The organism is Parasphingorhabdus sp., from assembly GCF_036963805.1.
Lineage (GTDB): Bacteria > Pseudomonadota > Alphaproteobacteria > Sphingomonadales > Sphingomonadaceae > Parasphingorhabdus.
Map to the genome: position 1 here is coordinate 92,918 of NZ_JBALUN010000005.1, position 26,132 is coordinate 119,049.

The window sequence follows — 26,132 nt, forward strand, 5'->3', positions numbered from 1 at the left end:
TTATCCTATTAATTCTCGAACGTCTGTCAGTTTGCCCGTTACAGCAGCCGCAGCAGCCATGGCCGGAGACATAAGATGGGTTCTAGCACCCGGGCCCTGACGACCAACAAAATTGCGATTGGACGTAGATGCACAACGTTCACCAGATGGCACCTTATCCGGGTTCATACCAAGGCAGGCTGAACAGCCCGGTTCCCGCCATTCAAATCCGGCAGCAGTAAAGATCTTGTCCAATCCTTCTGCTTCCGCCATTGCTTTAACGAGGCCTGATCCCGGAACTACGATCGCCCATTTCACACCATCCGCCTTTTTGCGTCCGTCCAGCACTTTAGCAGCAGCGCGCAAATCCTCTATCCGGCTATTGGTACAGCTGCCGATAAAGATATTTTCAACCGTAACGTCGGCCAAGGCCTGACCAGAGGTCAACCCCATATATTCCAGTGATTTGCGAGCAGCATCCTGTTTGGCAGGATCGGCAAAGCTTTCTGGTGCTGGCACATGGCCAGTAACAGCGACAACATCTTCCGGGCTCGTCCCCCAGGTAACAGTTGGCACAACATCGGCTGCCTGAATCGTAACCGATTTATCAAAGCGCGCGCCTTCATCGGTCGGCAGCGTTTTCCAATAAGCGACCGCTTCATCCCAATCGGCCCCTTTGGGCGCCATGGGGCGGCCTTTCAGATAAGCGAACGTCTTGTCATCCGGCGCAATTAAACCAGCGCGCGCGCCACCTTCTATCGACATGTTAGATACCGTCAGGCGGCCTTCAATCGACATTTTCTCAAATACTTCACCGCGATATTCGATAACATGGCCAGTTCCGCCCGCTGTGCCTATCACGCCAATGATGTGGAGGATCAAATCCTTGGGGCTAATTTCGGGGCCAAGCAGACCTTCCACCCGGACTTCCATCGATTTCGAGCGCGATAACTGCAAAGTTTGCGTCGCAAGCACATGTTCGACTTCGCTCGTACCAATGCCAAATGCCAGCGAACCCAAAGCGCCATGCGCCGCAGTATGGCTGTCCCCGCAAACCAAAGTGGTACCCGGCAAGGTAAATCCCTGTTCCGGTCCGATCACATGGACAATGCCCTGCTCTGCATCACTCGCACCAATATATTTAATCCCGAATGCGGGCGCATTGGCTTCCAAAGCTTCAAGCTGCGCTGCGCTTTGTGGATCGGCAATGGGGATTTTTTTTCCATTTGCATCAAGGCGCGCCGTGGTCGGCAAATTATGATCAGGAACAGCCAGCGTCAAATCCGGGCGCCGAACCTTGCGTCCCGCTTTACGAAGTCCTTCAAAAGCCTGCGGGCTCGTGACTTCGTGGACCAGATGCCGGTCAATATAGATAAGCGCCGTGCCATCGTCACGCTGGTCTACGACATGCGCGTCCCAGATTTTCTCATACAAGGTTTTTGCTTCGGTCATGCCGTGTCTATATCATCCTTTTTACCAATATGGTGCTTCGTTTACCTACATCAATTGTCTGTGCAAGTCAGAAGTGACTTCAAAAGCCGCATCGAAAGGCGTATCTTCGTCATATGAACATTTTCGCAATCATAACCACGATACTCGCCTCCGTCATCGCGATGGAATGTATCGCGTGGGGCGCTCATAAATATATCATGCACGGTTTCGGCTGGGGATGGCACCGCGACCACCATGAGCCCCATGATAAGGCGATTGAGAAAAATGATCTTTACGGCATTGCCGGAGCCATAATGAGCATTTCGATGTTTGTGATTGGCAGTCCGATGATCATGGGCAGTTCCGCATGGGAACCTGGCACATGGATCGGGCTAGGCATATTATGCTACGGGATCATCTATACCTTGATCCACGACGGTCTGGTGCATCAGCGCTATTTCAAATATGTGCCCAAACGCGGCTATGCCAAGCGATTGGTTCAGGCACATAAGCTGCATCACGCCACCATCGGTAAGGACGGCGGCGTGAGCTTTGGCTTTGTCTTCGCCCGTGATCCCACCAAACTAAAGGCCGAATTAAAGGTGCAGCGCGAAACCGGACAGGCTGTGGTCAGAGAGTCCGCAAGCGCGGTTTGAAGCCGCCCAGCGCCGCAAAAGCAGACACTAACCCGCGAGCGCGAATACAACCGGGCCGCCCAGCTCAATCGCTTTCTTATAGGCAGCCCGTGCCATCATCCGCTTGCCATAATCCATGGATGCAGGACGATTGGCGAGCATCCCTGCCGCCAAAGCAAGTTCGATTACATAAGTGATATTGATATCAGCGCCGGTAAACCCGTCGCCCACTAGAAATTCACGGTTGTCGATATGATGTTCAACATAGTCCAGCAGCTTGACGACTTCCCCTTCGATAAAAGGCGCATAGCCGTCACCTAATCCGCCGAAACGGGGCCCAAGCATCTGCATAATCACCGGATTGGCCAAGGTGCCTTCTGCAAAATGCAACCATTCGAGATATTCGGCCCGATCTTTTGAACCCGGCGCAGGGGCTAATCGCCCTTCTCCATATTGTTCCAGAATATATTCTATTATCGCGCCCGATTCCATCATAAGATGATCATCAATAATCACCGTCGGGGCCTTTGCCAGCGGATGAATCGCGGCAAGGTCAGCCTGCGCGCGCATGGTTTCGGGATGCCGCTGATGCCGCACCATTTCATATTCCAGACCGAGTTCCTCCAGCAGCCAAATGATGCGTGTCGAACGGCTATATTCCAGATGGTGCAGTTTGATCATGGGCTATGCTCCTATGGGGTTTGAACAATTTTCTGTTCTACAACGTAGATACAGTTAATCGCACAAACAACAAAACAATGCTCACCGCACGGAACTATTCTGCATTGCCGCGCCGCGCATAATAACGCAGCACGGCGATTCAAAATCAATGTCCGATGATGCCCAGGCTTTCAAACGGCCGTTCATTCTCGCTATATTTTTCGACCAATGTTGCACTGGCTTCATTCATACCGATGAGTTCGACTGTCTTGCCTTCATTCTTGAGCCGGTCGACAATCTTATCAAGTATACCAGTGGCCGAGATATCCCAGAAATGCGCGTCGTGAACATCAATAACTACGGTATCAATGCCTTCTTCATTAAACTCCATCGCTTCATAAAGCATATCGACGGAACCAAAGAATATCTGACCCGCAAAAACGTAACGGTGCGTTGTTCCTTCGACAACATCCTGAATCGTGACGAGTTGACGCACTTTCCAGGCGAAGAATATACCTGACAGCAATACACCGGTCAGTACACCGATGGACAGATCATGGGTTGCAACCACCATGACCACAGTAGCAATCATGACGACATTGGATGGCCATGGATGGTGGGTAATTTCGGTAAAGCTTTTCCAGCGGAAAGTGCTGACAGCAACAAAAATCATAACAGCAACCAACGCGGGCATTGGAATTTGCGCCACAAGCGGCCCTAGACCGACAATCAGCACCAGCAACATAACGCCAGCGACAAAGGTCGAAAGACGCCGCCGACCGCCGGATTTAATGTTGATCACCGATTGACCGATCATCGCACAGCCGCCCATGCCGCCGATCCAGCCGGTCACGAAATTGGCAATACCCTGACCATAGGTTTCGCGTTTCTTATCGCTACGCGTTTCCGTCATATCATCGACAATCGATGCGGTAAGCAAGGATTCGAGCAGGCCGACAGCCGCCATCGCCAAAGAATAAGGTGCGATAATCGCCAATGTTTCCCACGTAATCGGGATTTGCGGAATATGAATCCACGGCAGACTGTTCGGCAATTCACCCATATCACCCACGGTCGATACGTCCGCTTTAAAATAGATGCTGACAGCGGCAAGCACGATAATCGCCGCCAATGGGGACGGCACCCAGCTTGTCAGCTTTGGCAAACCATAGATAATCGCAAGACCGGCAGCGACCATAGCATAGGTCTGCCACGTAAAGGCTTCGCCGGTCAGTTGCGGCAATTGCGCCATGAAAATCAGGATCGCGAGCGCATTCACAAAGCCGGTAATCACCGACCGGGAAACAAAACGCATCAACAGGTCAAGTCGCAGCAAGGCGGCTATGGCTTGAAAAATCCCCATTAAGATGGTCGCCGCAAAAAGATATTCCACGCCGTGATCGCGCACCAACGGAACCACCAGCACCGCCACCGCAGCAGTCGCCGCGCTGATCATGCCCGGCCGTCCGCCGACCATGGATATAATCACAGCGATCGAGAAACTGGCATAAAGCCCTACACGCGGATCAACACCTGCAATGATTGAAAAGCCGATAGCTTCAGGAATCAGAGCGAGCGCCACGACCAGACCGGCCAAAAATTCGGTTTTCGGATTGGATAGCCAGTCGCGTTTAAAATCGCTGTGTAATGCCATAATATAGCTCTCCCCCCGGATGGAATTTTAGATCAATTGCTGCAATGCGGCATCATTTAGCGCGGCCATGAACTATTGATTTGCACCCGTCAAGCATCGCGCAGCCTGCTCCACACGCCACAGAGAACATAAATTTTTAACAGCGTTCCAAACTAAACCGGCACTCTTAAATCGTCAATTATAGAAGCACTCGCGGCTATTTCTTCTTCATGGCTGATTTCGCGATGCGCTTCGGCCAAGGCTTCCGCTTCCCAAATCTGCATCGCGGGGTGCGCGATAATATAATCGACCCAAGCGCGGCCTTTGGCCCCGATATCGAGGTCAAATGTCCGCACGCGATAAGCGACCGGCGCATAAAAGGCATCAACCGCTGTAAAGCGATCACCAGCCAACCACGGACCATCGAAATTATCCCAGCCTTCTGCAAATAATTCGCTGATCCGGTCCAAATTGCGCTGAAGCGGCGCGTCAACCTCATTCAGCTTGGCACGAACCCCGATATTCATCGGGCATTGATCGCGCAGCGCCGCAAAGCCGCCATGCATTTCGGCGACCGCACAGCGCGCCCATGCCCGCGCTTTTTCGTCCACGGGCCAAACGCCCTTATGCCGCTCGGCAAGATATTCGACAATCGCGAGGGAATCCCAAATCGTACGGTCCTCGTCCTGCAAGCAAGGAACTTGCCCGTTTGGTGCAAATTCCCGAAACCGCTCGAAATTATCTTCTTCAAAATAGATAATTTCATTTTTAAATGGAATTTTGAGAGCAGACATTAGCATCCATGGCCGCAGCGACCAGCTGGAATAGTTACGATTGGCGGTAATCAACGTGTAGGTCATTCATGCCTCTTTCTCGCTCGGACGCACTTAATCATATCGGCCATATCATATTTACGTGCCGCTGCGCCCAAAAAATCGGGCGCGATTTCTGACCGAAACTTAATGCGGGAAGCATTGCCGATTCTGTCCAGTGATGCCATAGGCGCAGCCATGCTATATGATCTCGCACGCCCGTTTATTTTCGCTCTGGAAGCAGAGAAAGCCCATGGTCTGACTATCGCCGGATTAAAGGCATTGCCCTTGGGGGCGGCGCCCAAATCCGATTCCGTACTGGCCACCACGGTCGCTGGTCTGGATTTCACCAATCCGATTGGCATGGCGCCCGGTTTTGACAAAAATGGCGAAGTGCCTGATGCCTTGATCCGTATGGGCTTTGGCTATGCCGAGGTCGGCACGCTGACACCGCGCGCCCAGCCGGGCAATCCCAAGCCACGTATATTCCGGCTTCCCGAAGACAAGGCAGTGATCAACCGCTTGGGCTTTAACAATCAGGGTCAGGAAAAAGCTACGCCGCGCTTGAAACGGATGCGCGGACGCATGGGTGACGGCGTGCTGGGCATTAATATCGGTGCCAATAAGGATAGCGAAGACCGGATTGCTGACTATGTTATCGGCGTCAAAAATATGGCGCCCCTCGCGGACTATCTGACAGTCAATATCTCCTCACCCAATACGCCGGGTCTAAGAGCGCTTCAGGACAAGGGCGCGCTAGAAGAATTGCTCGCGGCGGTCATGCAGGCACGCGGGACTTCCAAAGTGCCGGTATTCCTGAAAGTCGCGCCCGATCTGGAACCAGCGGATATTGACGATATTGTCGATGTCAGCATGAAACAGAAAATAGATGCGCTCATCATTTCTAACACAACTATCACGCGACCTTCCCTGATTTCCTCGAATAAAGAGGAAACCGGTGGTCTGTCGGGCGCACCCCTGAAAGACTTGGCCCTGCAAAGGCTAAAGGATTTTCGCAAGGCAAGCGGCGGAAAGATTCCGCTTATTGGAGTTGGCGGCATCGCCAATGCCGCAGATGCCTATGAACGCATCCGCGCCGGGGCGTCTCTGGTGCAGCTCTATACCGCCATGATATATGAGGGCCCGGCCATGGCCCGCGCCATGAGCTGCGGGCTGGCCCGGCTTTTGAAGCAGGATGGATTTTCGTCCGTCGCCGCAGCTGTGGGGGCTGACGACGTATAGGGGGGAATATAGGGGAGCTAGGGGGGAATATAGGGGAGCGACAAATGATTTGCTAAAAAGGCAAGCCATCCATAAAACTTGACGCCATGAAAAGACTCCTAGCTTTATTCGCTTTTTCCCTGCTCACGCTCTTGGTCGTTCCGGCCAACGCCCAAAATGCAGGCACGGCTGCCTCCGCACATCCAGAAGCCACCAAAGCGGGTTTTCAAATATTGCAAGCAGGCGGGTCTGCCAGCGATGCGGCCATGGCGATGATGTTGGTACTAACGGTCGTCGAACCGCAATCGAGCGGCATTGGCGGCGGCGGATTCTTGGTGCACCATGACGCGAAAAGCGGCTGGATGGAAACAATTGACGGACGAGAAATGGCTCCTGCAACGGCAAATGCAGACCGTTTCCTGGACAAAGATGGTCAACCTATGGATTTTCTAGCGGCAGCACCCGGCGGCAAATCCGTCGGTGTTCCCGGCAATATGCGGCTGATGGAAATGGCCCATAAAAAATGGGGCAAGCTGCCTTGGGAAAAACTGTTTGAGCCCGCTATCAAACTGGCCGAACAAGGTTATGCGGTCAGCGCGCCACAATATGACTGGATGAAACGGCTTGAGAAGCTCTGGGTCAATTTCCCAGAAATGCAAAAGCTTTACTGGCGCAATGGCGCGCCTGCGCCGCGCGGTACTATCATCAAAAATCCTGAACTTGGCAAGTTGCTGCGCGAACTCCAGGCAGGCGGGGCCGATGCTTTTTACACCGGCAAGACCGTCCAAGCGATTACCGATGCTGTCGCTAATGCACCGAGCAACCCGTCCACCCTGACCGAGCAGGATTTCGCCAATTACAGCGCTATATTGCGCCAGCCGGTTTGCTCCAGCTACCGCGAATATCGCATCTGCGGTATGGGGCCGCCCTCTTCGGGTGCGACAACCGTTCTTCAGATTTTAGGCTCAATCGAACGATTTGATATGGGCGCGCTCTATGAAAAAGACCCAGCCCGTGCATGGCATGTCATCGGGGAAGCCATGCAGCTCGCCTATGCAGACCGTGAAAAATATCTCGCTGATCAGGATTTTGTCTCTGTTCCCGTCGCTGGCCTGATCGACAAAAAATATCTCGCCAAACGCTCGCAATTGATCGCTTTGCAAGGCACGCGGCCGCAATTGCCGGGGATCGAGACTTATCCCGCAGGTAATCCTCCCGGAGCCGTACCGCGCACAGCCGCCATTTCATCGGAAGTGGCGGGAACAACCCATTTCACCGCTGTTGATCGCGAAGGCAATATTGCCAACATGACCTCGACCGTGGAAGGCCCCTTTGGCAGCCAGTTGCTGGCCCGCGGCATGGTACTGAACAACGAACTGACCGATTTCACCTTCGCGCCGGAAAAAGACGGCGCGCCGGTGGCCAACCGTGTGCAGGCGGGCAAACGCCCCCTCTCGTCCATGTCTCCCACCATTGTCTATAATGCGAAGGGCGAGCCCATTCTCGCTCTGGGGTCCGCTGGCGGAAAGCGTATCATCATGCATGTAACCAAGACCCTTATCGGTGTTCTTGATTATGGATTGCCGCTCAAAGACGCGATGGCGCTGCCCAATATCTTTTTCGGAGGATCGGGCCTGCTCATCGAAAATGGCAGCGACCTGGTGAAGCTACAGCCCGACTTAGCGCGGCTGGGACATATTGTAGTGACAACCAATCTGCCATCGAAGCTTGCCGGTGCACAAAAAACAGACAAGGGCTGGGTCGGTGCGGTCGACCCGCGCAGTACAGGTGAAGCGGTCAGCGAACTGCCTTAAAATCCGGCTTTTCTTAGGCGACGTCCATAAGCCATTGCCCGAAACTTTTATCCGCGCTAGCCTGTGACCACATAAGGACTTGCCACTAATCGGGCTGGTCGCACGAGAGGGTAATTTAGTGTCGGCGAAAAAAACAAAGAACCGCTATCTCGAATTTGACGGGTTTCCGAATCTGGTTTCCATGTTTTTCCAGCGTGCTGCCGAAGGCGGAGACAAACCATTTTTAAACGTCAAGATAGACGGTGAATGGCAAGCCACCAGCTGGGCCGAGGCTGCGCGGCAAGTAGCAGCGCTCGCCAAATCTTTCAAGAGAATCGGTTTAAACCCCGGTGACCGTGTCATGCTGGTATCGGACAATTGTCCGCAATGGTGCATTGCCGACCTTGCGATCATGGCCGCGAAATGCATCACTGTTCCAACTTATACGACCAACACACCGGGCGACCATCAGCATATTTTGGACAATAGCGGCGCAAGGGCCGTCATTGTGTCCAACCAGAAGCTGGCACAAAATCTTATCCCGTCCGTCATAAAATCATCGGATGCGGATATCGTTATCGGCATGACCGATCTTCGTATTGGCCAATCCGGCGGATTTGACATCCACCAATGGAATGACCTGATCCACGGCAGCGATGGAGACGTCGCAGAAGTGACGGCGCAGGCGGCAGACATAAAACGCGACGACGTTGCTTGTATCATCTATACCAGCGGAACAGGCGGCAAACCGCGCGGCGTGATGCAGCCCCATGGCGCGATCCTGCATAATGTTAAAGGTCCGGCGGAAGTGATCGAGAGTGACTTTGGCTGGGATGACGAAGTCTTTCTGTCTTTTCTACCGCTCAGCCACGCTTATGAGCATAGCGCCGGACAATTTTTTCCCATCGGACTGGGTGCAGAGATTTTCTATTCCGAAGGGCTGGAGAAACTCGCGTCGAATATCGAGGACGTCAGGCCGACCATCATGGTCGTCGTTCCGCGACTATTTGAAGTGCTGCGTCAGCGGCTGATTAAAACGGTCGAGAAACAGGGTAAAATGCCTAATTATCTACTCGGCAAAGCAGTGGCCATGGGCGCACGGCAGGCGAATGGTAAAAAGCGGGTGCGCGACAAGCCGATGGATATATTCCTGAACAAAACGCTTCGCCCTAAAGTACAACAGCGCTTTGGTGGACGGATCAAAGCCATGGTTTCCGGAGGGGCACCGCTTAATCCGGAAATTGGCGTTTTTTTCCAGTCGCTGGGGCTGACATTGCTGCAAGGCTATGGCCAGACCGAGTCCGGCCCGATTATCGCGTGCAACAGACCGCGCACGGGGTTAAAAATGGACACAGTCGGCCCGCCGATGATCGATACCGAAGTAAAAATTGCCGAGGATGGCGAAATATTGGTGCGCGGCGAGCTAGTCATGAAAGGCTATTGGCGTAACAAAGCCGAAACTGATCGGGTCATTATCGACGGCTGGTTACATACCGGAGATATCGGCTTGATCGACAAAGCGGGGCGGCTCGCGATTACCGATCGCAAAAAAGACCTGATCGTCAATGATAAAGGCGAAAATGTCGCGCCGCAAAAGGTCGAAGGCATGCTGACTCTGCAGCCGGAAATCCTGCAGGCGATGATTGCCGGCGACAAACGGCCCTATATGGTCGGCCTGATCGTGCCCGACCCCGAATGGGCGCTAGAATGGTCCCGCACGCAAGGCATGACCTATGACTTCCTGAAATTACAGGCAAATCCCGCCTTTAAATCCGCAGTTGGAATCGCCGTTGATCGGGTGAATAAAAGCCTGTCCGTGACTGAAAAGGTCCGGCGATTTGAATTTTCCGATGAACCTTTCGCAATCGAGAATGAAGAATTGACACCGAGCATGAAAATCCGGCGCCATGTCATTCGCGAACGCTATCAGGACCGGCTAGCCGCGCTTTACAAAAAATAGGCTCGCGTCTCAGCTGCCATGCAAACTTAATCTTCTATTTTGGTATAAGGCACAAAATTACTGAACGAACAGCTGTCGACGAACATATTATTGGTCAAATCTTTAACTTGTGCGATCTCTCCGCGACAAAGCTGCGAAGATGACTTGCGTGTCACCAATGTGTTACGATCAACATTTCTGCATCCACCATAGGGTTCATTCACATAGATGGTCTTTGAGTTGCCGCTACTACTATAGATCAGATATTTGTCACCAACGACGGTCATATTCCTCTGATCATTCCGGTTGATGCAACTCACCGGTTTTCCGGCTGTACGACCAGCGACAATCTTGTCAAACTTGGCCTGTTCCTTTTCGCTCAGCTTGACTTCAGTAGTGCCGCTGTGCGCCGCTGGGGCTGCGAGCATCAACGCCAGAGGCAATGCAAAAATAATTTTACGCATGCGAATTCTCCTTTGATGTCCCCCATCAATGCGGCAGAATATCATAAATCGAGAAAAACCGAAATCCGTAACTAGAACGCATCCTTGGCTATACGCCGCTCGGCCAATATCTCGGCAGTCGCCGCCCGCATGAATGGGTTAGTTGCGGCTTCCAGCGCAATGGTCGTCGGGACAGTGGCCTCACCTTTCGCGCGGGCTGCCAAAACCGCCTCCATCCGCTTTTTCAGCGCCTCATTATCCGGTTCTGCGACTAACGCATATTCGCCGTTGGACTGGGTATATTCATGGGCACAATAGACCATAGTATCGCCGGGCAATTTGGAAAGTTTTCGCATATTGTCAAACATTTGTGCCGCCGTACCTTCAAACAGGCGGCCACAACCCATTGCAAATAACGTGTCACCAACGAACACAGTTTTTTCGTCGGAAAAATGAAACGCGATATGCCCGGCCGTATGCGCCGGTACGTCAATGACATCGGCTATAACATTTCCCAAACGGACCAGATCGCCCTCTTTTACCAATGTTTCCAGCGTCGGAATACGATCCTTTTCCGCTTGCGGTCCGACGATATGGCATCCTGTCGCTTGCTTAATTTCGGCATTGCCGCCCGTATGGTCAGGATGCCAATGCGTGTTCCATATCTGGGTGATATTCCAACCGCGCTTTTCGGCTTCCGCCAGCACCGGTTCAGCCACAGCAGGGTCGACGACCATCGTTTCTTTGGACGCCGGTTCGTGAACCAACCAAACATAATTGTCGGACAATACGGGGATGCGGATAATTTCAAGCATGGTGGAATGTTTACGCCGCTCATTATTTGCTGTCGAGGGTTAACCGCAAAATAACCATTTTACGTTACGTGACAAAGACTTAGACGAATGGAATTTTGGGAAGGTTTGCACATTGCGCTTATTGGCCATAATTTTGGCATTTATAATTTTTGGATTTACGCCGCTTTTGTCCAACCCTGTCCACGCTGCGGTTCCGCTGTCTGACGAGCTATGCACCTATGGCACATCCAAAAATATTTCGATAAACGACATTCTGAAGATTAAAAATAAATTTGATTGTTCGGACCGGAAATACGCGTTTACGGGGTCGCGTGTCTGGGTAAAAATTCCTTTTAGAGATCAGGACATAGCAAAAGGCACAGTTGAAGTGCAGGGCGATAATAATGGCTTAACATCCATGGCCATACACTCTGTTCTAGACGACGGTAGCGTGAAATCGGTTAGCTATTCGGAGCGCGCAATCGTAGACAGCTGGCGTCCCAAAGGTCATTACGGCTTGCCTGTGCCCGGATCCGAAGTCCCGGGCATCCGCAAAAAAATCAAGAATATCTATATTGTTATCGACAACCCCAAAATTATCAGTTCGATTTCACTGATCCAGTTGGCCTCTAAACGGATCTGGGACAATCTCAAATTACCACTATCCGCCATGTTCGGACTTTTGTGTGGCATGGCAATCATGCCGTTCATCTACAACGTATTTTTTTACGGAGCGCTGCGCCACAGCTTCATGTTGTGGCACAGCCTAATGATCGCCGGAACAGTGGTTTATACGTTCAGCTCCTCTGGCCTGATCTTCATTGCCTTTCCCGACACGAATCTAACGATAAAATTCCTTCTTAACTATTGGACCTTGGCTATTGCTGTTGCTGCCAGTGGGTTTTTCTTGGTCCGCTTTGTAGAACGCGGGAAAATCGCCGATTGGTTACAGCCGATTATTTTCGTCTCTGCGATGATACCGGTCTTTGTAACCGCGATATTTCTTCGGTTTGATGAAGGATATGAGTTATATGCGCGTGACTATTATCACGCGTCCTTCCTGCCCTATATTGCCGTAATAGCCTATACAATGGTCCACGCGGTACGCCGCGGCAGCAAAGCCATCTGGTTCCAGATCGCGGCATGGACTCCGATTTCACTATTTGCCTTAGACCGAATCGCCCGCGGCCTGAACCTCTACGTCGGGTTTCCCGAGCTTGACTATGGTCTCTATTTCGCGCTTGTGCTTGAAACGATCATATTGGCTTTCGGTGTCGCCAACCGGATATTACAATTACGCCTCAGGCACGAAAATACCATGCGGAAGCAGGTTGAGCTGACAATATTAGCGGAGACCGATGGCCTTACCGCAATTGGCAACCGCCGTGCGTTTGAAAAAGCGTTTCAGATCAATTTGAACGACCGTAGCTATGGTCATTTGGCCATTTTAGACATTGATTACTTCAAGCGCGTCAATGATTTATACGGGCATGAAGTTGGCGATGATGTGTTACGTATAGTCGGCAAGGAACTTGCAAAATCGCGTCATTTTTCTGCCCGGATTGGCGGAGAGGAATTTGCCCTGCTCCTGAGCAATAACAGCGACGACAACCGCAAGGGAAACCCGGCAGCACAGCTCACCGCAATATGTGAAAATTTAATCAAGGCAGTTCATCAACAGATGCCGACCATCAAACAACCCGTCACATTTTCCGTTGGCGTGACAGCGATTCCCAAACGAGCATCGTTACGTGCGGTGATGGCGATAGCCGACAAGCGGCTTTACAGTGCCAAAAATAACGGTCGCAATCAGGTTGTCAGTTTTGACTTATCCGACATGAGAGCAAAATTTGGGTCAGATTCAGCTGCCGCGTAGGCCTTTCAAAAACCTACCACTCGCCGATATTTTCCATACTCGCCCAAGGTTCCTGCACTGGCAAATTATCACCGGCCTGCAATAGTTCCACCGAGATATTATCGGGGGACCGGACAAAGGCCATGCGCCCATCGCGTGGCGGACGGTTGATCGTCACACCGGCATCCATCAATGTCTGACAGAGCGCATAAATATTATCGACGCTATACGCCAAATGGCCAAAATTGCGGCCGCCATCATAATCTTCGACGCTGCCGTCTTCATTGGGCCAATTATGAGTAAGCTCAACCTCTGCAACGTCCTTTTGCCCCGGTGCAGCGAGGAATATTAGCGAAAAGCGCCCCTCTTCGCTATCATAACGGCGGACTTCTTCGATACCCAGCAGATTGAAAAATTTAATCGTCGCATCGACATCGGTGACGCGCAGCATCGTATGTAGATATTTTATCGGCATCGGGAAAACTCCATTCATCTCTATTCAGAAACGGTTCATCGCAGATACGGCACATCCGAACCGGGTCGATAGAGACAGTTTAGATGGCTTGGAACGCGAGGGAAAGATTAATGGCAGATAATATTGAAGGCACAAGATTTTTGGACAAAAAGAATAATGTCATGCTGGTCAGCGCGAGCTTGCTGACCATCGGCCTAATCGCGGGTGGCTATTTGTTGGGCGACGGATTGCTCCGTTCCAAAATGGCCGATCGCAGCGTTACGGTGCGGGGGTTGGCAGAGCGGGAAGTGACCGCTGATCTCGCAACCTGGACGATCGCTTATAGCGCGCAAAGCAGCAATCTTGCCGCCGCGCAGGCCGACATCGATCAGGATACCGCCGCGATCGGAAAATTTTTCACCGAGCTCGGCTTTAAAGCCGATGCATTGAAACCCACCGGCGCCAATGTGAACCAATATTCGAATAATGGCATTCCCCAATATACGATCCGCCAACGCCTCTCTTTGCGCACGAACGATATTGATAAAGCGCAGGCCGCCGTTGCGCGGCAATTTGATCTGGTCCGCCGCGGCGTAGTGCTGGAGGATGGATCGGGCATGAGCTACACCTTCACCAAGCTTGACGAGATTAAACCGGAGATGGTCGCAGCCGCCACAAAAGATGCCCGCAAATCCGCTGAACAATTTGCTAAGGATAGCGGCACCGATGTCGGGGGGATTAAATCTGCCACCCAAGGCTATTTCTCCATCAACTCACGTGACGGTGACGGCGGCGGATACGGTGTAACCGACACGCCCTATAAAAAAGTGCGGGTCGTTACGACGGTGAATTTCTATCTGGATTAACGGGATAACAGGCACAGCAATCTTGATAAAACTGCTAGATTAGCCAGGACAATCGCCCTGCCGCTGCGCATCGATGCTCATAGCTAGTCTGGCAGTTTCACCGTTGTCGGGGTCTTTAATGTCAAACGCCATCGCGCTTTCATAACCTTCGGGGTGGGCTTGTCCGGTCATCTTGATATTCATGTCGCCCTTGCCGGTTCCCTTGCAGGTCATCTCAAGGTTAATCGAGGTGACAGTGCCTTCATCCTTGATCGTATCGCAGTTGCCGCCCAAAGCGCCGGACATTTGCGACGCCGCCTCTTTCCATTGCTGCCCATCATCGCTGCCCTTCATGCAGAATAATCCGCCCGTTCCTCCACCGGCGGCCTGTTCCATCTGAACTATGGTCTGCTTTTTGGCCTTATCGGATAGGCCAGGAAAATCCAGTTCGGTGATTTTGACCGTCTGTTTATACTGGCCCGCCGTCGGACCTTCATCCGCCCCGCTGCATGCTGATAGTGTCAAAGGAACCGCCAGCAGTGGCAGAAGGATTTTATGGATCATAGACAGGGTGCTCTCTGTAATTTTATGCGGCGATAGGATCGCTTGCCGAAAAGATTGAATCAGGCCTGCATATATAACTATTCGGGCGCGGTCGTCACCAGTTGTGCGAGATATTTCTTTGCGGCTTTAGCCGGGCGACTCTCTGCATCGATCTCGACCGCTTTTTCCCAATTCGCCTTGGCTTCTGCGGTGTCGCCCCCATCATAGGCAATATTTCCAGCTTCCAGAGCAATGGCGGGATCGCGCGCCGCAAGCTTTGCCGCCACTGCAATATCAGCTTTTGCCAGCGGCAAGTCACCCATCCGCCGCGCCAATGTCGCAGATAATAGCCAGGCTAAAGGATCTTGCGGTGCCAATTCATGGACTGACGCAAATTCGGATTTCGCAGCATCATAATGGTTCAGCGCAACATGGGCGCGGGCGCGGTCAAGATGCACTTCGCCCTTTTCCAGACCTAGCAAGCTACCCTGAACCAGCGCGGCATTGAGATATTCGAGCGCCTTTTCCGGCTGATCGCCGGCAAGCGCTGCGTTACCAGCCTGCGCCCAGAAATTCGCGACGCGGGGATATTTTGCAATCTCCGCTTCCCGCGCAGCTTCCACAAACGCCGTCGTCGCTGCTGTCCAATTAAATTGCTCAGCATAGGCAAAGCCCAGACAATGGCGCGCCAGAAATCCGCCGCCCTCAATGCGCCACTTATTCGCCTCGACAACGCCGCTCACTGGATCATCGACCGCTAGGTCCACACATTCGTTAAAGCGCACCTCGGTCATCGTCATCGGAACAGACAAATCAGCGGGGGCAGCAAGGGCCAGTGCGAGAGAAATAATCATGACAGCTATCCAAATTCCAGATTCAGGGAAGCCGCGATACCACGTCGATCAAAAGCTCTATGTCCTGATCGCGTGACAAGCGGTGATCGCCGTCCTTTACCAAATGGACCTGCACATCGGCTGAACGCATTTTCTTGGCAATCTCTAACGCATAGGCCCAAGGCACATCATCATCGCCCTGCCCGTGGAGCAGCCGGACCGCGCCATCAAAGGCAATTTCCTTATGCAGCATGCGATTGGCTTCACCCGATTGCCAGAAAATATTGGTCGTGACATAGGGATCATCGCTATATTCGCTATGTTCCTCTAACTTGCCCTCACGCAGGATCGTCATTTTCTGTTCCTGCGTAAAACCCCAGTCGGTAAAATCAGGCGCGGCGGCAATGCCAACCATCGCCTTAACCCGCATCGGCCGGGCGAGAGCAACGAGCAGCATCAACCAACCGCCCATCGAACTTCCCACCAAGGTGATCGAACCAGACGTTAGTTTCTCGATCAAAAACAGCACGTCGTCGCGCCAGTCAGTCAGGCTTTGTTTTTCAAATTCACCGCCGCTCGCCCCGCATCCGGCATAATCGAGCCGCAGCATCGCGCGCCCCTGATCCTTTGCCCATGCGTCGAGCGCCAGCGCCTTGCTGCCCTCCATATCCGACATATAGCCGGGCAGGAAAACCAGCGTGCTACCCTTCACGCCCGGCTTGGCCGCACGATAGCAATAAGCAAGGTCCGCGCTGCCGGGGCGCTGGATATATGAAATTTCGTCGTCCATTTTTCGTTTCCGCTGCTGTTTCGGCCCTCTGCCTACGCAGGAGCGCAGACGACATCAACTCAAACGTGAACTCAAACAGGCGGAGAGCCGTAATAAACAATCCCGAGGCACAGAAACGCCATGACCAGCATGCCGACACCGCTCAACACGGGTTGTTTGATTTTGGGCAACATGGTTGTCAGTTCCGCTGGAGGGGTACCGGTAAATCCCAATTCCCAATGCGGCCGCGCCTTGATACCGTCATCCAGCCCAAAGACATGCGAACCGCCCTTTAATCCGCGATAGACAAGATCGCCAAAATAATAAGCTTCGCTGCGCCATTGATTTTCGAAAAACAGAAATGTCTTGCCGATTGTCTCAATCCGCACCGTTCGTTTGCGCGCACCTTTACCATCGCGGTGCCAGACAGGGAAATCATTGCTCATAACGGATTAATCCATTTGTTGTAGCGAGTTATTCCTTTTTATCATCAATATATTGCGAAAACCTTTCCGTCGCAAAGACCCACTATTCTGGCTGGACTGACATCCTGAAATCGCGGCAAAGGTCTTTCCTACATGATCCCACATAACTGTGGTCGTTATAGTTGACTTGACGCGGCCATGGACTAAGGCAATCAAAAGCCAAGAATAGCTGTTTTCCAAGGTTCCTTGGTGTGAAGAATGTGAAGATTAAGAAAAATAAGAGATAGAACGCCCATGACGAATATGATCAAAATCACCCTTCCCGACGGCAGCGCGCGTGAAGTGGCATCGGGCACTACACCGGCACAGATCGCTGCCGACATTGGGCCGGGCCTAGCCAAGGCTGCTTTGGCCGCGCGCATTGATGGCGAGATTCGCGACATCATGCGGCCTTTGGAAGTGGATACCGAGCTGGCTCTGATCACCTCGCGGGATGAAGACGAAGCACTGGAACTGGCACGTCATGATTTTGCCCATGTGCTCGCTGAGGCGGTACAAAGCCTCTATCCCGGCACGCAAATCACTTTTGGTCCATCCACGGATGACGGCTTCTATTATGACTTTGCGCCTATGGGTGATCCGTTTACGGATGATGATCTGCCCAAGATCGAAGAAGAAATGCGCCGGATCATCAAGGCAGACAAACCGCTCCGCCGCGAAGTCTGGGAGCGCAATGACCTTATCGCGCTTTGGAAAAAGAACGGCGAGACGTTCAAAGCGGAATGGGCCGCCGAGCTTCCCGAAGATGACGAAATTACGGTTTACCGGTCCGGCGACGACTGGATGGATATGTGCCGTGGGCCGCATCTTGCTTCCACCGGCAAGCTGGACCCGCAAGCCTTTCAATTAACGCGCGTATCCGGTGCCTATTGGCGCGGCGATCAGCGCAATCCGCAATTATCGCGCATTTACGGCACCGGCTGGCTCAACAAGAAACAGCTTAATGCCCATCTGATACGGTTAGAAGAAGCCGCCAAGCGCGATCACCGCAAGCTTGGCCAGGAAATGGACCTGTTCCACTTTCAACCCGAAGCGCAGGGGTCGGTATTTTGGCATAGCCAAGGCTATATCATGTGGCGCGAGTTGGAAGCCTATATGCGGCGCAAGCTGGATGCCGCTGATTACAAAGAAGTCAAAACCCCGCAGATCATGGACGCCCGCCAGTGGGAGGCCTCCGGCCATTGGGGCAAATATCGCGAAAATATGTTCGTTGTTCCAGACGAAGTGCCCAGCATTGATGATGATGCACCGGTGATATCAGCCGATGCTGATATGATGGCGCTCAAACCGATGAACTGCCCTGCCCATGTGCTGATTTTCCGTCAGGGGATTAAGAGCTATCGCGACCTGCCGATGCGAATGGCGGAATTTGGCTGCTGCCACCGCAACGAACCACACGGCGCGTTGCACGGATTGCTGCGCGTTCGCCAATTTACGCAGGATGACGCACATATTTTCTGCCGCGAAGACCAGATTGTCGATGAAGTCCGGCATTTCTGTGATTTGCTCGACAGAATTTACAAGGATCTTGGTTTTGAAAGCTATGCGATCAAGCTGGCTCTGCGCCCCGAACAGCGTTTCGGCAGCGATGAAATGTGGGACAAGGCCGAACAGAATTTGCGCGATGCCGTTCAAGAGGCAGGCCGCGATGGCGAAGAATATGCGTGGGAAGAATTGCCCGGCGAAGGCGCTTTCTATTCGCCCAAGCTCGAATTCCATCTCACCGACGCCATTGGCCGGACGTGGCAGTGCGGCACGATCCAGTTGGATTATGTCCTACCCGAACGATTGGATGCCAGCTATATTGGCGAAGATGGCGCGCGCCACCGCCCCGTCATGCTACACCGGGCGATATTGGGAACGTTTGAGCGGTTCCTTGGTATCATGATCGAACATCATGCAGGGCGCATGCCCGCATGGCTTGCCCCGACTCAGGCTGTTGTCGCGACCATCGTCACCGATGCCAATGACTATGCAAAAGAACTGACCGCAAAGCTGAAAGCCTCCGGCATCCGCGTCGAAGCCGACCTGCGTAACGAAAAAATCAATTATAAAGTGCGCGAACATAGTTTGGCGAAAGTGCCGAATATATTGGTGGTTGGCATGCGCGAAGCCGAAGAAGGCAAGGTTGCACTGCGCAAACTGGGGCAGAAAGAACAATTGTTCCTTACTGTGGACGAGGCAGTCGCGCTGTTGAAAGAAGAAGCTCTTGCACCGGATTTAAAGCCGGTTAGCGCTAAATAACCGCTTCTTAATAGTCATGGCCGATAAGGAAATGTGTCAGAATAGAGCAACCGGCAAAACTATGTTATGCCATATAATCATTCTGGCCATTGATCCCAAGGCCTTCAGACATTAAATAGTGAATAGAATTTGCGACCCTTGCGATTTACCGCTATTGGCCGCTGCAATAGACACATTAGGAGTATTTAACATAGCTGCACCACCACGCCGTCCAACACCGCCCGTCAAAGGCGGTCCGCGTTTCAACAATCTGATCATTTCCGATACTGTGCGAGTCATTGACGATAAAGGTGAAAACCTCGGCGTGATGAATACCAGCGAAGCGATTGATCGGGCTAAGGAAGTTGGCCTTGATCTCGTGGAGGTTTCTCCAAACGCTGTGCCACCGGTTGCGAAATATCTGGATGTCGGCAAATTCAAATATGAGGCCCAGAAAAAGGCCAATGCCGCACGTAAAACGCAAAAGGTGCAGGACGTTAAAGAAATCAAGATGCGTCCCAATATCGATAGCCATGATTATATGGTGAAGATGAAGAACGTCACCAAATTTATCGACAATGGCGACAAGGTCAAAGTCACGCTGCGTTTCCGTGGCCGTGAAATGTCACATCAGCAACTCGGTATGCAATTGTTGCAGCGGGTGCAGGAAGACATGAAAGAGACCGCCAAGGTCGAAGCCTATCCCAAATTGGAAGGCCGTCAGATGCTTATGGTGCTGTGCCCTAAATAGACTGGTGTAGGCGATTAACCTGGATGCTTATGTGCAATCCAGACCAAAGCCGCACCCACTATTATGGACGTCAGCGCGATAGCAAATTCGAAATTGTGCGATACCATGGACCTATCCGTTTTATATGCGTTCTGGATGAACGATAACATCACAATAGGACGGCAAAACTAACGGTGGGTTAAATTGACGCGATTTTAATTGGCCGGTGGTCTCTGCGCTAGCCGACCGGTGTCGCGCGATATTGTTTTGGAAAATGGCGTTTAAGATTGGCGACTTTTGGCTTGTCCCAGCGCACAATATAGCCTTGGCTCGGGTTTTTCTGCATGAAATCCTGATGATAGGATTCCGCCGGATAAAAGGCTTTATAGGCTTCAATCTTGGTCACGATCGGGCTTGTCCAATATTTACCTTTGCCAAGCTGCACCAAATAAGCGCGCGCAGCCTTTGCTTGGGCATTGTTCATCGGGACCAGCGCACTACGATAATGTTTGCCGCGGTCCGGACCTTGGGCATTTAACATGGTCGGATCGGTAATGACCGAGAAATATATCTGCATCAACTGGCCATAGCTGACCAAATTAGGGTTATAGACCACCCGCACAGCTTCGGCATGATCGGTTAAACCGGCGCTAACCACATTATAAGATGCGCTACGCTTAGTGCCGCCATGATAGCCCGAAGTTGCGCTGATCACGCCCTTGGTGTGTTCAAATACGGCTTCCACGCCCCAAAAACACCCACCAGCAAAGATCGCGACGGCGCGTTTCCCAGTTTCCGCCGCATCGATTCGCGGTGCCGGAATAATGGTGGCTTGCTCGGCAGCATGCGCCTCACCAATAATCAATTCTGTTGGCGGTAAGGAAGTACTTGTAACTGACCATAAGACAGCTGCGGCAGCGCAGCTAACAACAGCAGTGGTAATTTTGGGAAAGCTAATACTCATATCCAAAGCTCCACTTTTCTTGATTGATTTAACTTCTCACCTTAGCAGCAGCAGTGACCGTAGATGAAAGAGTCTGATTCAGACCCTGCTGATCTTCGGGTGGTTGCATGAAAAATAACATCAACGCGCCCAAGATAAAGCCGCCGCTTAAACTATAGGTCAAATCTGATTTCAAAAAATTGGGCATGATATCTTCCTGCTGTGGTTACCCTGTGTTCGGAGCAATCCCCGAATTGGTTACAGCAATAATATAGGTTGGCTTTCACCGTTGTGAACGAAGTCACAGGGCGATATTCAGTTTTAGCGCGAGAAGTATTTCTTGTGCTGCTGCGAATCGGACTAAGTTAGAGCCGCACAAGCCCGCTGAATTCGCGTGCAAGCTTCTCGCAATATCGTTTCCGATGTTGCGTAGCTTATCCGGAAAGCGGGAGAGAGGCCAAAGGCCCCGCCATGGACCGCCGCAACTTGTGCTTCATCAAGGAAATAACCAATCAGATCCTGATCATTCTCGATTATTTTACCCTTTGGCGTTTTTTTGCCCATCAACTCGCTCGCATCAGGATAGACATAAAAAGCACCTTCCGGCGTCGGACAATTCAGGCCCGGTGTGTCATTTAACATCGAAACCACCAGATCGCGGCGTTTTAAGAACGCGGCATTACGGTCTGCCAGAAAATCCTGAGGACCATTGAGCGCGGCAACCGCAGCGGCCTGAGAAATTGAACAGGGGTTCGATGTCGATTGCGACTGCAACTTGCGCATGGCACTAATGAGCCATTCGGGACCACCGGCGTAGCCAATCCGCCAGCCGGTCATTGCATAAGCTTTAGAACAGCCATTGACCGTCAATGTGCGGTCATAAAGATCGGGACAAACTTGCGCGATGGTGGTGAACGGAAAGTCGGCATACCAGATATGTTCATACATATCGTCGGTCATTACCATGACGTGCTCATGCGGCAACAAGGCCTCCCCAAGTGCCTTCAACTCTTCACCGCTATAGGCAGCGCCCGTCGGATTGGACGGCGAATTGAGGATGAGCCATTTGGTCTTTGGCGTGATGGCGGCCGTGAGCTGCTCAGGCGTAATCTTGTAATTTTGATCCGCGCCAGCCTCAACAATTACCGGTGTACCACCGGCGAAATTCACCATATCGGGATAGCTTACCCAATATGGAGCCGGAATGATAACTTCGTCCCCTGCATCAAGCGTCGCCACCAAAGCATTGAACAACGTTTGTTTCCCGCCGCTGTTCACCGAAATCTGGGACGGTGCATAAGTCAGGTCATTGTCGCGCAGAAACTTTGCAGCGACCGCTGCTTTCAAAGCAGCTGTGCCATCAACCGGGGTATAGTTGGTTTCCCCGTCACGTATCGCTTCGATCGCAGCGTCCTTGACGAAATCCGGCGTGTCAAAATCTGGCTCACCAGCCGACAAACCAATAATATCAATGCCCTGCGCCTTGAGTTCAGTCACCCGACCGGACATGGCCATGGTAGCAGAGGGTTTAATACGACCTATTGATTTAGAAAGTTGGGACATTTTAGAATCCTGTTTCAAGGAAATTACAGCCAGCGCATATATAGTGTTACGGTTACAGCGCAACAGGCTGATTTAGTCAGGAGCGCTTTTTCACGAATTCCGCACGCAAAACGAGGCCTTTAATTCCCTCATGCCTGCAGTCAATCTCCTGCGCATCGCCGGTTAGCCGGATCGATTTAATCAATGTACCGCGCTTGAGTGTTTGCCCTGCACCTTTGACCTTCAAGTCCTTTATCAGCGTTACCGCATCGCCATCTGCCAAGGGATTGCCAACCGCATCAAGAACTTCCGGACCTTTGGCGTTCTCAGCTGCATCTTCAGGACTCAGCCACTCACCGGTTTCCTCATCATATACATATTCACCGTCACTTGAGGTCATGTTTCTCTTTCTACTTTGGAAGTCCGCTATTTATAAGGAAGATAGTGCTTGGTCCATGTCTGCGATGATATCATCAATATGTTCAATGCCCACCGAGACACGAACAACATCCGGTCCAGCACCAGCCGCAACCTTTTCATCCGCATCTAGCTGGCTATGCGTGGTCGAAGCAGGGTGAATTATCAGCGAGCGTGTGTCACCAATATTCGCAAGATGGCTGAACAAATTGACGGCAGAAACCAATTTAATTCCCGCATCATAGCCGTCTTTCAGACCGAAGGTAAACACCGCACCGCCTTGGCCGCCAAGATATTTTTGCGCCAGTTTATAATAAGGACTTTCCGGCAAACCTGCATAGGAAACCCAGCTGACTTCTTCCCGGCCTTTTAGCCATTGCGCCAAAGCAAGGCTATTGGAGCAATGCCGTTCCATCCGCAGCGCTAGTGTTTCCATTCCAGTGAGGATTTGGAAGGCGTTAAACGGCGACAGCGCAGGCCCCAAGTCCCGCAGCGCCAATGCGCGTACCGCCAATATGAAAGCGATTTCGCCAAAGGCTTCAGTAAAAACCTTGCCATGATAAGAGGGGTTGGGCTGGTTCAGATGTGCGTATTTTTCGCTCTTGGTCCAATCAAATTTACCGCTATCGACGATCAAACCAGCGATGCTGTTGCCGTGACCACCGAGAAACTTCGTGGCACTATGGACGATAATATCCGCACCATGTTCAAACGGACGGCAGAGCATGGGGGACGCCATAGTATTATCGACGATCAGCGGGATACCAGCAGCATGGGCAATATCCGCAATACCTGCAATATCCTGCACAACGCCGCCGGGATTAGCGAGGCTTTCGATAAAGACACAACGCGTCTCATCGGTAATCGCGTCTTTGACCTCATCGAGATTGTCAGCGTCCACAAAAGTAACATTCCATGCCATTTTTTTAAATGCATGGGCAAGCTGGTTGAGCGAACCGCCGTAAAGTTTTTTCGCCGCAACGATATGAGCGCCGGGGTCCATCAACACATGGAATACCAGCAACTGCGCCGCATGGCCTGAAGCCACAGCAAGCGCCCCGACGCCGCCTTCCATGGCCGCGATTTTACCTTCCAATGCGCTATTGGTCGGATTTCCGATGCGGGAATAGATATTGCCGACCACATCGAGATTGAACAGGTCCGCGGCATGATCAACATCATCAAAAACATAAGATGCGGTCTGATAAATCGGTGTTATCCGCGCATTGGTTGTCGGATCGGGCTCCGTCCCAGCGTGCACCGCCATGGTTTCCAGATGATCTGTCATGAAAATCTCCATTTGGTAAAATTAAATTGTTTAGCCGAGCTGTGCTTTCAACAGACCGCGTAGACTATTTCCAACGTATAGTCCCCCGTCTAAATCTCCAACCTGCAAATCGGCTTCGACGGCTTTGCCACTTGCCAGTAGTTCACTACGCAATATACCCGGTAGGACGCCGCGCGACAATGGCGGGGTTAGTAGCTTGTCACCCCGTTCGACAAAAATATTCCAGATCGCACCTTCGGTCAAATAGCCGTCGGCATCGTGAAATACCGGATAGATATCGCCGTGTAAATCCGGTGCATCATAAATGCTGCGATCGCTCGTTTTATGGTGCAGGCGATAATCTTTGGGGTCGGCCATCATGGGCACAACATTCACTGTCACCGGTTCGGCGAGCGGTGCTGGCATGGGTTGCAATTCAATTGCAATTGCCCCTGATTTAGCAAGCATGAGCCTTACTCTGGCTGCAGTTTCCTGATGAAAAGTTATGGCTTGTATCGTGTTACGTGCTGCATGGCGGTCAAATTCAAATTCCAGCGCGGCAGCGCTCGCTTTCATCCGCTCCAGATGCAATTCAAGGCGGATGATACCGCGTTCGGGATCAAACGCCATGGTTTCGATCAAATCCACTGTGCTGGCCTCTTCCACGGCAGCAAACCTCCCCTTAGCTAGGCATTCCCGCCATTCATCGTCCCTTACAGAGTCGGCCACTATGCCAGAGCCGAGGCCGATGGAAAGCCTTTCTTGGTTCTGTCCCAAGAAGAATGTCCGAATTGCTACATTAAATGCCGCATCTCCGCTGGCATCTATCCGGCCGATTGAGCCACAATAAATGCCGCGCTGATCAGCTTCCAACTCGTCGATAACTTCCATCGCCCTGATCTTCGGAGCACCGGTGATCGAACCGCAAGGATAGATCAAGCGCAGCAAATCGACGGCATCCCGTCCGGCCGCCATTTGGGCTGTTACGGTCGATGTCATCTGGTGAATTGTCGGATAGGTTTCGATTTGGAATAGCTCGGGCACTTTTACACTCCCGGGCACCGCCACCCGCGACAGATCATTGCGCAACAAGTCAACGATCATCAGGTTTTCAGCACGCTGTTTCGGATCGCGCTGTAATTCCGCCTTTATAGCGGCATCTTCTATGGCATTTTGAACCCGTGCCGCCGTTCCCTTCATTGGTTTGGCAGTTATTCTCTCGTCTTTCATGGCAAAGAATAATTCAGGGGAAAATGACAGCAACCAATTTTTGCCATCAAACACTACCCCGCCATAACCGGCTTTTGCACGGTCCCTGATTGCGGCGTAGAGCGCCAAGGGATGCCCTGCATGCGCTGCATGGGCCCGAAAGGTCAGATTAGCCTGATATATATCCCCATCAACGATATATTCCTTCACCTTTGCAAATGCATGATCGTAATCCGCGCGCGTTACGGAGGGCTTCAATTTTCCTAGCCATGCGCCGTTGGGATCAGGAAAAATCTGCGCCAGTGCATCCGGCTCCAGCAAACTATAATCCGAAAACAACCCGAACCATAGAAGCGGGCAAGGGCGATCATCGGGCAGATGCCCCGCAAGTCGGCTTTCCAACGCCAGCCCCGCTTCATATGACATATATCCAGCGGCATGCAGCCCTCTTTCCCGCGCTTTGGAAATCCGCTCCAACGCTGATTCCAAACTGCCGAGTGTTCGGGCCTCCACTATCTCAACCGGATTCCTGTAAAGGCGGGCGGGTTCCGCCTCACCTTCAGCACGGGCATCATCAAGCAATATAAAAGGGGTGTTATCAAAAAGCATGCCCTCCCCTAATTGCTTTTCATATGGTTCGTCCATAAGCATGAACGAAACTGGGTCAGGGAGAGGCG

General features: G+C 52.1%; 25 protein-coding genes. 8 read left to right on the top strand and 17 right to left on the bottom strand.

The genetic code is table 11. From position 1 onward, the window contains the following. Entirely contained in the window at nt 1-1,431 is a 1,431-nt protein-coding gene (gene leuC / locus V7676_RS13310; protein WP_335660188.1) for a 3-isopropylmalate dehydratase large subunit, read from the bottom strand. Nucleotides 1,432-1,544: 113 nt separating this feature from the next. Between leuC and V7676_RS13315 the strand changes: the two genes are divergently transcribed. Beyond that, the gene (locus V7676_RS13315) at nt 1,545-2,066 is read left to right on the top strand and encodes a sterol desaturase family protein (RefSeq protein WP_335660189.1); all 522 of its coding nucleotides are present in this window, start codon (nt 1,545-1,547) and stop codon (nt 2,064-2,066) included. 27 nt (nt 2,067-2,093) lie between these two features. On the opposite strand, the gene V7676_RS13320 is transcribed toward V7676_RS13315, so the two are convergent. The 3 genes from V7676_RS13320 to V7676_RS13330 form a co-directional block, all read right to left on the bottom strand. Next, nucleotides 2,094-2,726 carry a glutathione S-transferase family protein gene (locus tag V7676_RS13320; protein ID WP_335660190.1) on the bottom strand — a complete coding sequence of 211 codons (633 nt, stop codon included), beginning with the start codon at nt 2,724-2,726 and terminating at the stop codon, nt 2,094-2,096. 145 nt (nt 2,727-2,871) lie between these two features. Next, nucleotides 2,872-4,359 carry a SulP family inorganic anion transporter gene (locus V7676_RS13325; protein WP_335660191.1) on the bottom strand — a complete coding sequence of 496 codons (1,488 nt, stop codon included), beginning with the start codon at nt 4,357-4,359 and terminating at the stop codon, nt 2,872-2,874. Nucleotides 4,360-4,511: 152 nt separating this feature from the next. Further along, nucleotides 4,512-5,198 carry a glutathione S-transferase family protein gene (locus V7676_RS13330; RefSeq protein WP_335660192.1) on the bottom strand — a complete coding sequence of 229 codons (687 nt, stop codon included), beginning with the start codon at nt 5,196-5,198 and terminating at the stop codon, nt 4,512-4,514. Nucleotides 5,199-5,300: 102 nt separating this feature from the next. On the opposite strand from V7676_RS13330, the gene V7676_RS13335 reads away from it, so the two are divergent. The 3 genes from V7676_RS13335 to V7676_RS13345 all read left to right on the top strand — a co-directional run bounded on the left by V7676_RS13335 (nt 5,301) and on the right by V7676_RS13345 (nt 10,124). Continuing rightward, nucleotides 5,301-6,392 (top strand): quinone-dependent dihydroorotate dehydrogenase, encoded by a 1,092-nt coding sequence (locus tag V7676_RS13335; protein ID WP_335660193.1) that lies wholly within the window; start codon nt 5,301-5,303, stop codon nt 6,390-6,392. A gap of 86 nt (nt 6,393-6,478) precedes the next feature. Next, nucleotides 6,479-8,185 carry a gamma-glutamyltransferase gene (gene ggt, locus V7676_RS13340; RefSeq protein ID WP_335660194.1) on the top strand — a complete coding sequence of 569 codons (1,707 nt, stop codon included), beginning with the start codon at nt 6,479-6,481 and terminating at the stop codon, nt 8,183-8,185. 181 nt (nt 8,186-8,366) lie between these two features. Further along, on the top strand, nt 8,367-10,124 hold the full coding sequence (locus tag V7676_RS13345; RefSeq protein ID WP_335660275.1) for an AMP-dependent synthetase/ligase: 1,758 nt from the start codon (nt 8,367-8,369) through the stop codon (nt 10,122-10,124). Nucleotides 10,125-10,150: 26 nt separating this feature from the next. Here V7676_RS13345 and V7676_RS13350 read toward each other — a convergent pair whose 3' ends face one another. Together V7676_RS13350 and gloB are read right to left on the bottom strand one after the other, a co-directional pair. Beyond that, nucleotides 10,151-10,567, bottom strand: coding sequence for a hypothetical protein (locus tag V7676_RS13350; protein ID WP_335660195.1), 417 nt, complete (start codon nt 10,565-10,567; stop codon nt 10,151-10,153). Nucleotides 10,568-10,638: 71 nt separating this feature from the next. Beyond that, complete coding sequence (gene gloB, locus V7676_RS13355) at nt 10,639-11,361, bottom strand: hydroxyacylglutathione hydrolase (RefSeq protein ID WP_335660196.1); 723 nt, start codon at nt 11,359-11,361, stop codon at nt 10,639-10,641. Nucleotides 11,362-11,494: 133 nt separating this feature from the next. On the opposite strand from gloB, the gene V7676_RS13360 reads away from it, so the two are divergent. Next, nucleotides 11,495-13,216 carry a sensor domain-containing diguanylate cyclase gene (locus tag V7676_RS13360; RefSeq protein ID WP_335660197.1) on the top strand — a complete coding sequence of 574 codons (1,722 nt, stop codon included), beginning with the start codon at nt 11,495-11,497 and terminating at the stop codon, nt 13,214-13,216. Nucleotides 13,217-13,229: 13 nt separating this feature from the next. Here V7676_RS13360 and V7676_RS13365 read toward each other — a convergent pair whose 3' ends face one another. After that, nucleotides 13,230-13,670: a VOC family protein gene (locus V7676_RS13365; protein WP_335660198.1), complete on the bottom strand. Its 441-nt coding sequence runs from the start codon at nt 13,668-13,670 to the stop codon at nt 13,230-13,232. A 110-nt stretch (nt 13,671-13,780) separates the two neighbouring features. Between V7676_RS13365 and V7676_RS13370 the strand changes: the two genes are divergently transcribed. Beyond that, a complete protein-coding gene (locus tag V7676_RS13370; protein WP_335660199.1) occupies nt 13,781-14,515 on the top strand; it encodes an SIMPL domain-containing protein in 735 nt (244 codons plus the stop codon). A 39-nt stretch (nt 14,516-14,554) separates the two neighbouring features. Here the strand turns inward: V7676_RS13370 and V7676_RS13375 are convergent, their stop codons facing one another. The 4 genes from V7676_RS13375 to V7676_RS13390 form a co-directional block, all read right to left on the bottom strand. After that, complete coding sequence (locus V7676_RS13375) at nt 14,555-15,058, bottom strand: DUF3617 domain-containing protein (RefSeq protein ID WP_335660200.1); 504 nt, start codon at nt 15,056-15,058, stop codon at nt 14,555-14,557. A gap of 77 nt (nt 15,059-15,135) precedes the next feature. Beyond that, complete coding sequence (locus tag V7676_RS13380; protein WP_335660201.1) at nt 15,136-15,891, bottom strand: tetratricopeptide repeat protein; 756 nt, start codon at nt 15,889-15,891, stop codon at nt 15,136-15,138. A 22-nt stretch (nt 15,892-15,913) separates the two neighbouring features. Then, nucleotides 15,914-16,660, bottom strand: coding sequence for an alpha/beta hydrolase (locus V7676_RS13385; protein ID WP_335660202.1), 747 nt, complete (start codon nt 16,658-16,660; stop codon nt 15,914-15,916). A gap of 71 nt (nt 16,661-16,731) precedes the next feature. Then, nucleotides 16,732-17,085, bottom strand: coding sequence for a hypothetical protein (locus V7676_RS13390; protein WP_335660203.1), 354 nt, complete (start codon nt 17,083-17,085; stop codon nt 16,732-16,734). Nucleotides 17,086-17,358: 273 nt separating this feature from the next. Here V7676_RS13390 and thrS point away from each other — a divergent pair, with 273 nt between their 5' ends. Both thrS and infC read left to right on the top strand, forming a co-directional pair. Next, on the top strand, nt 17,359-19,368 hold the full coding sequence (gene thrS / locus V7676_RS13395; protein ID WP_335660204.1) for a threonine--tRNA ligase: 2,010 nt from the start codon (nt 17,359-17,361) through the stop codon (nt 19,366-19,368). A 190-nt stretch (nt 19,369-19,558) separates the two neighbouring features. Then, nucleotides 19,559-20,098 (top strand): translation initiation factor IF-3, encoded by a 540-nt coding sequence (infC, locus tag V7676_RS13400; RefSeq protein ID WP_335660276.1) that lies wholly within the window; start codon nt 19,559-19,561, stop codon nt 20,096-20,098. A gap of 217 nt (nt 20,099-20,315) precedes the next feature. On the opposite strand, the gene msrA is transcribed toward infC, so the two are convergent. The 6 genes from msrA to pabB all read right to left on the bottom strand — a co-directional run bounded on the left by msrA (nt 20,316) and on the right by pabB (nt 26,064). After that, nucleotides 20,316-21,041 (bottom strand): peptide-methionine (S)-S-oxide reductase MsrA, encoded by a 726-nt coding sequence (msrA, locus tag V7676_RS13405; RefSeq protein ID WP_335660205.1) that lies wholly within the window; start codon nt 21,039-21,041, stop codon nt 20,316-20,318. Between the two features lie 28 nt (nt 21,042-21,069). Beyond that, on the bottom strand, nt 21,070-21,228 hold the full coding sequence (locus V7676_RS13410; RefSeq protein ID WP_335660206.1) for a hypothetical protein: 159 nt from the start codon (nt 21,226-21,228) through the stop codon (nt 21,070-21,072). 152 nt (nt 21,229-21,380) lie between these two features. Next, nucleotides 21,381-22,583, bottom strand: a complete 1,203-nt coding sequence (locus V7676_RS13415; protein ID WP_335660207.1) for a pyridoxal phosphate-dependent aminotransferase — start codon at nt 22,581-22,583, stop codon at nt 21,381-21,383. Nucleotides 22,584-22,659: 76 nt separating this feature from the next. Beyond that, nucleotides 22,660-22,962: an alkylphosphonate utilization protein gene (locus V7676_RS13420; RefSeq protein WP_335660208.1), complete on the bottom strand. Its 303-nt coding sequence runs from the start codon at nt 22,960-22,962 to the stop codon at nt 22,660-22,662. A 30-nt stretch (nt 22,963-22,992) separates the two neighbouring features. Then, a complete protein-coding gene (locus tag V7676_RS13425; protein WP_335660209.1) occupies nt 22,993-24,267 on the bottom strand; it encodes an O-acetylhomoserine aminocarboxypropyltransferase in 1,275 nt (424 codons plus the stop codon). 30 nt (nt 24,268-24,297) lie between these two features. Further along, nucleotides 24,298-26,064 (bottom strand): aminodeoxychorismate synthase component I, encoded by a 1,767-nt coding sequence (pabB, locus tag V7676_RS13430; protein WP_335660210.1) that lies wholly within the window; start codon nt 26,062-26,064, stop codon nt 24,298-24,300. Between the last annotated feature and the right edge of the window lie 68 nt (nt 26,065-26,132).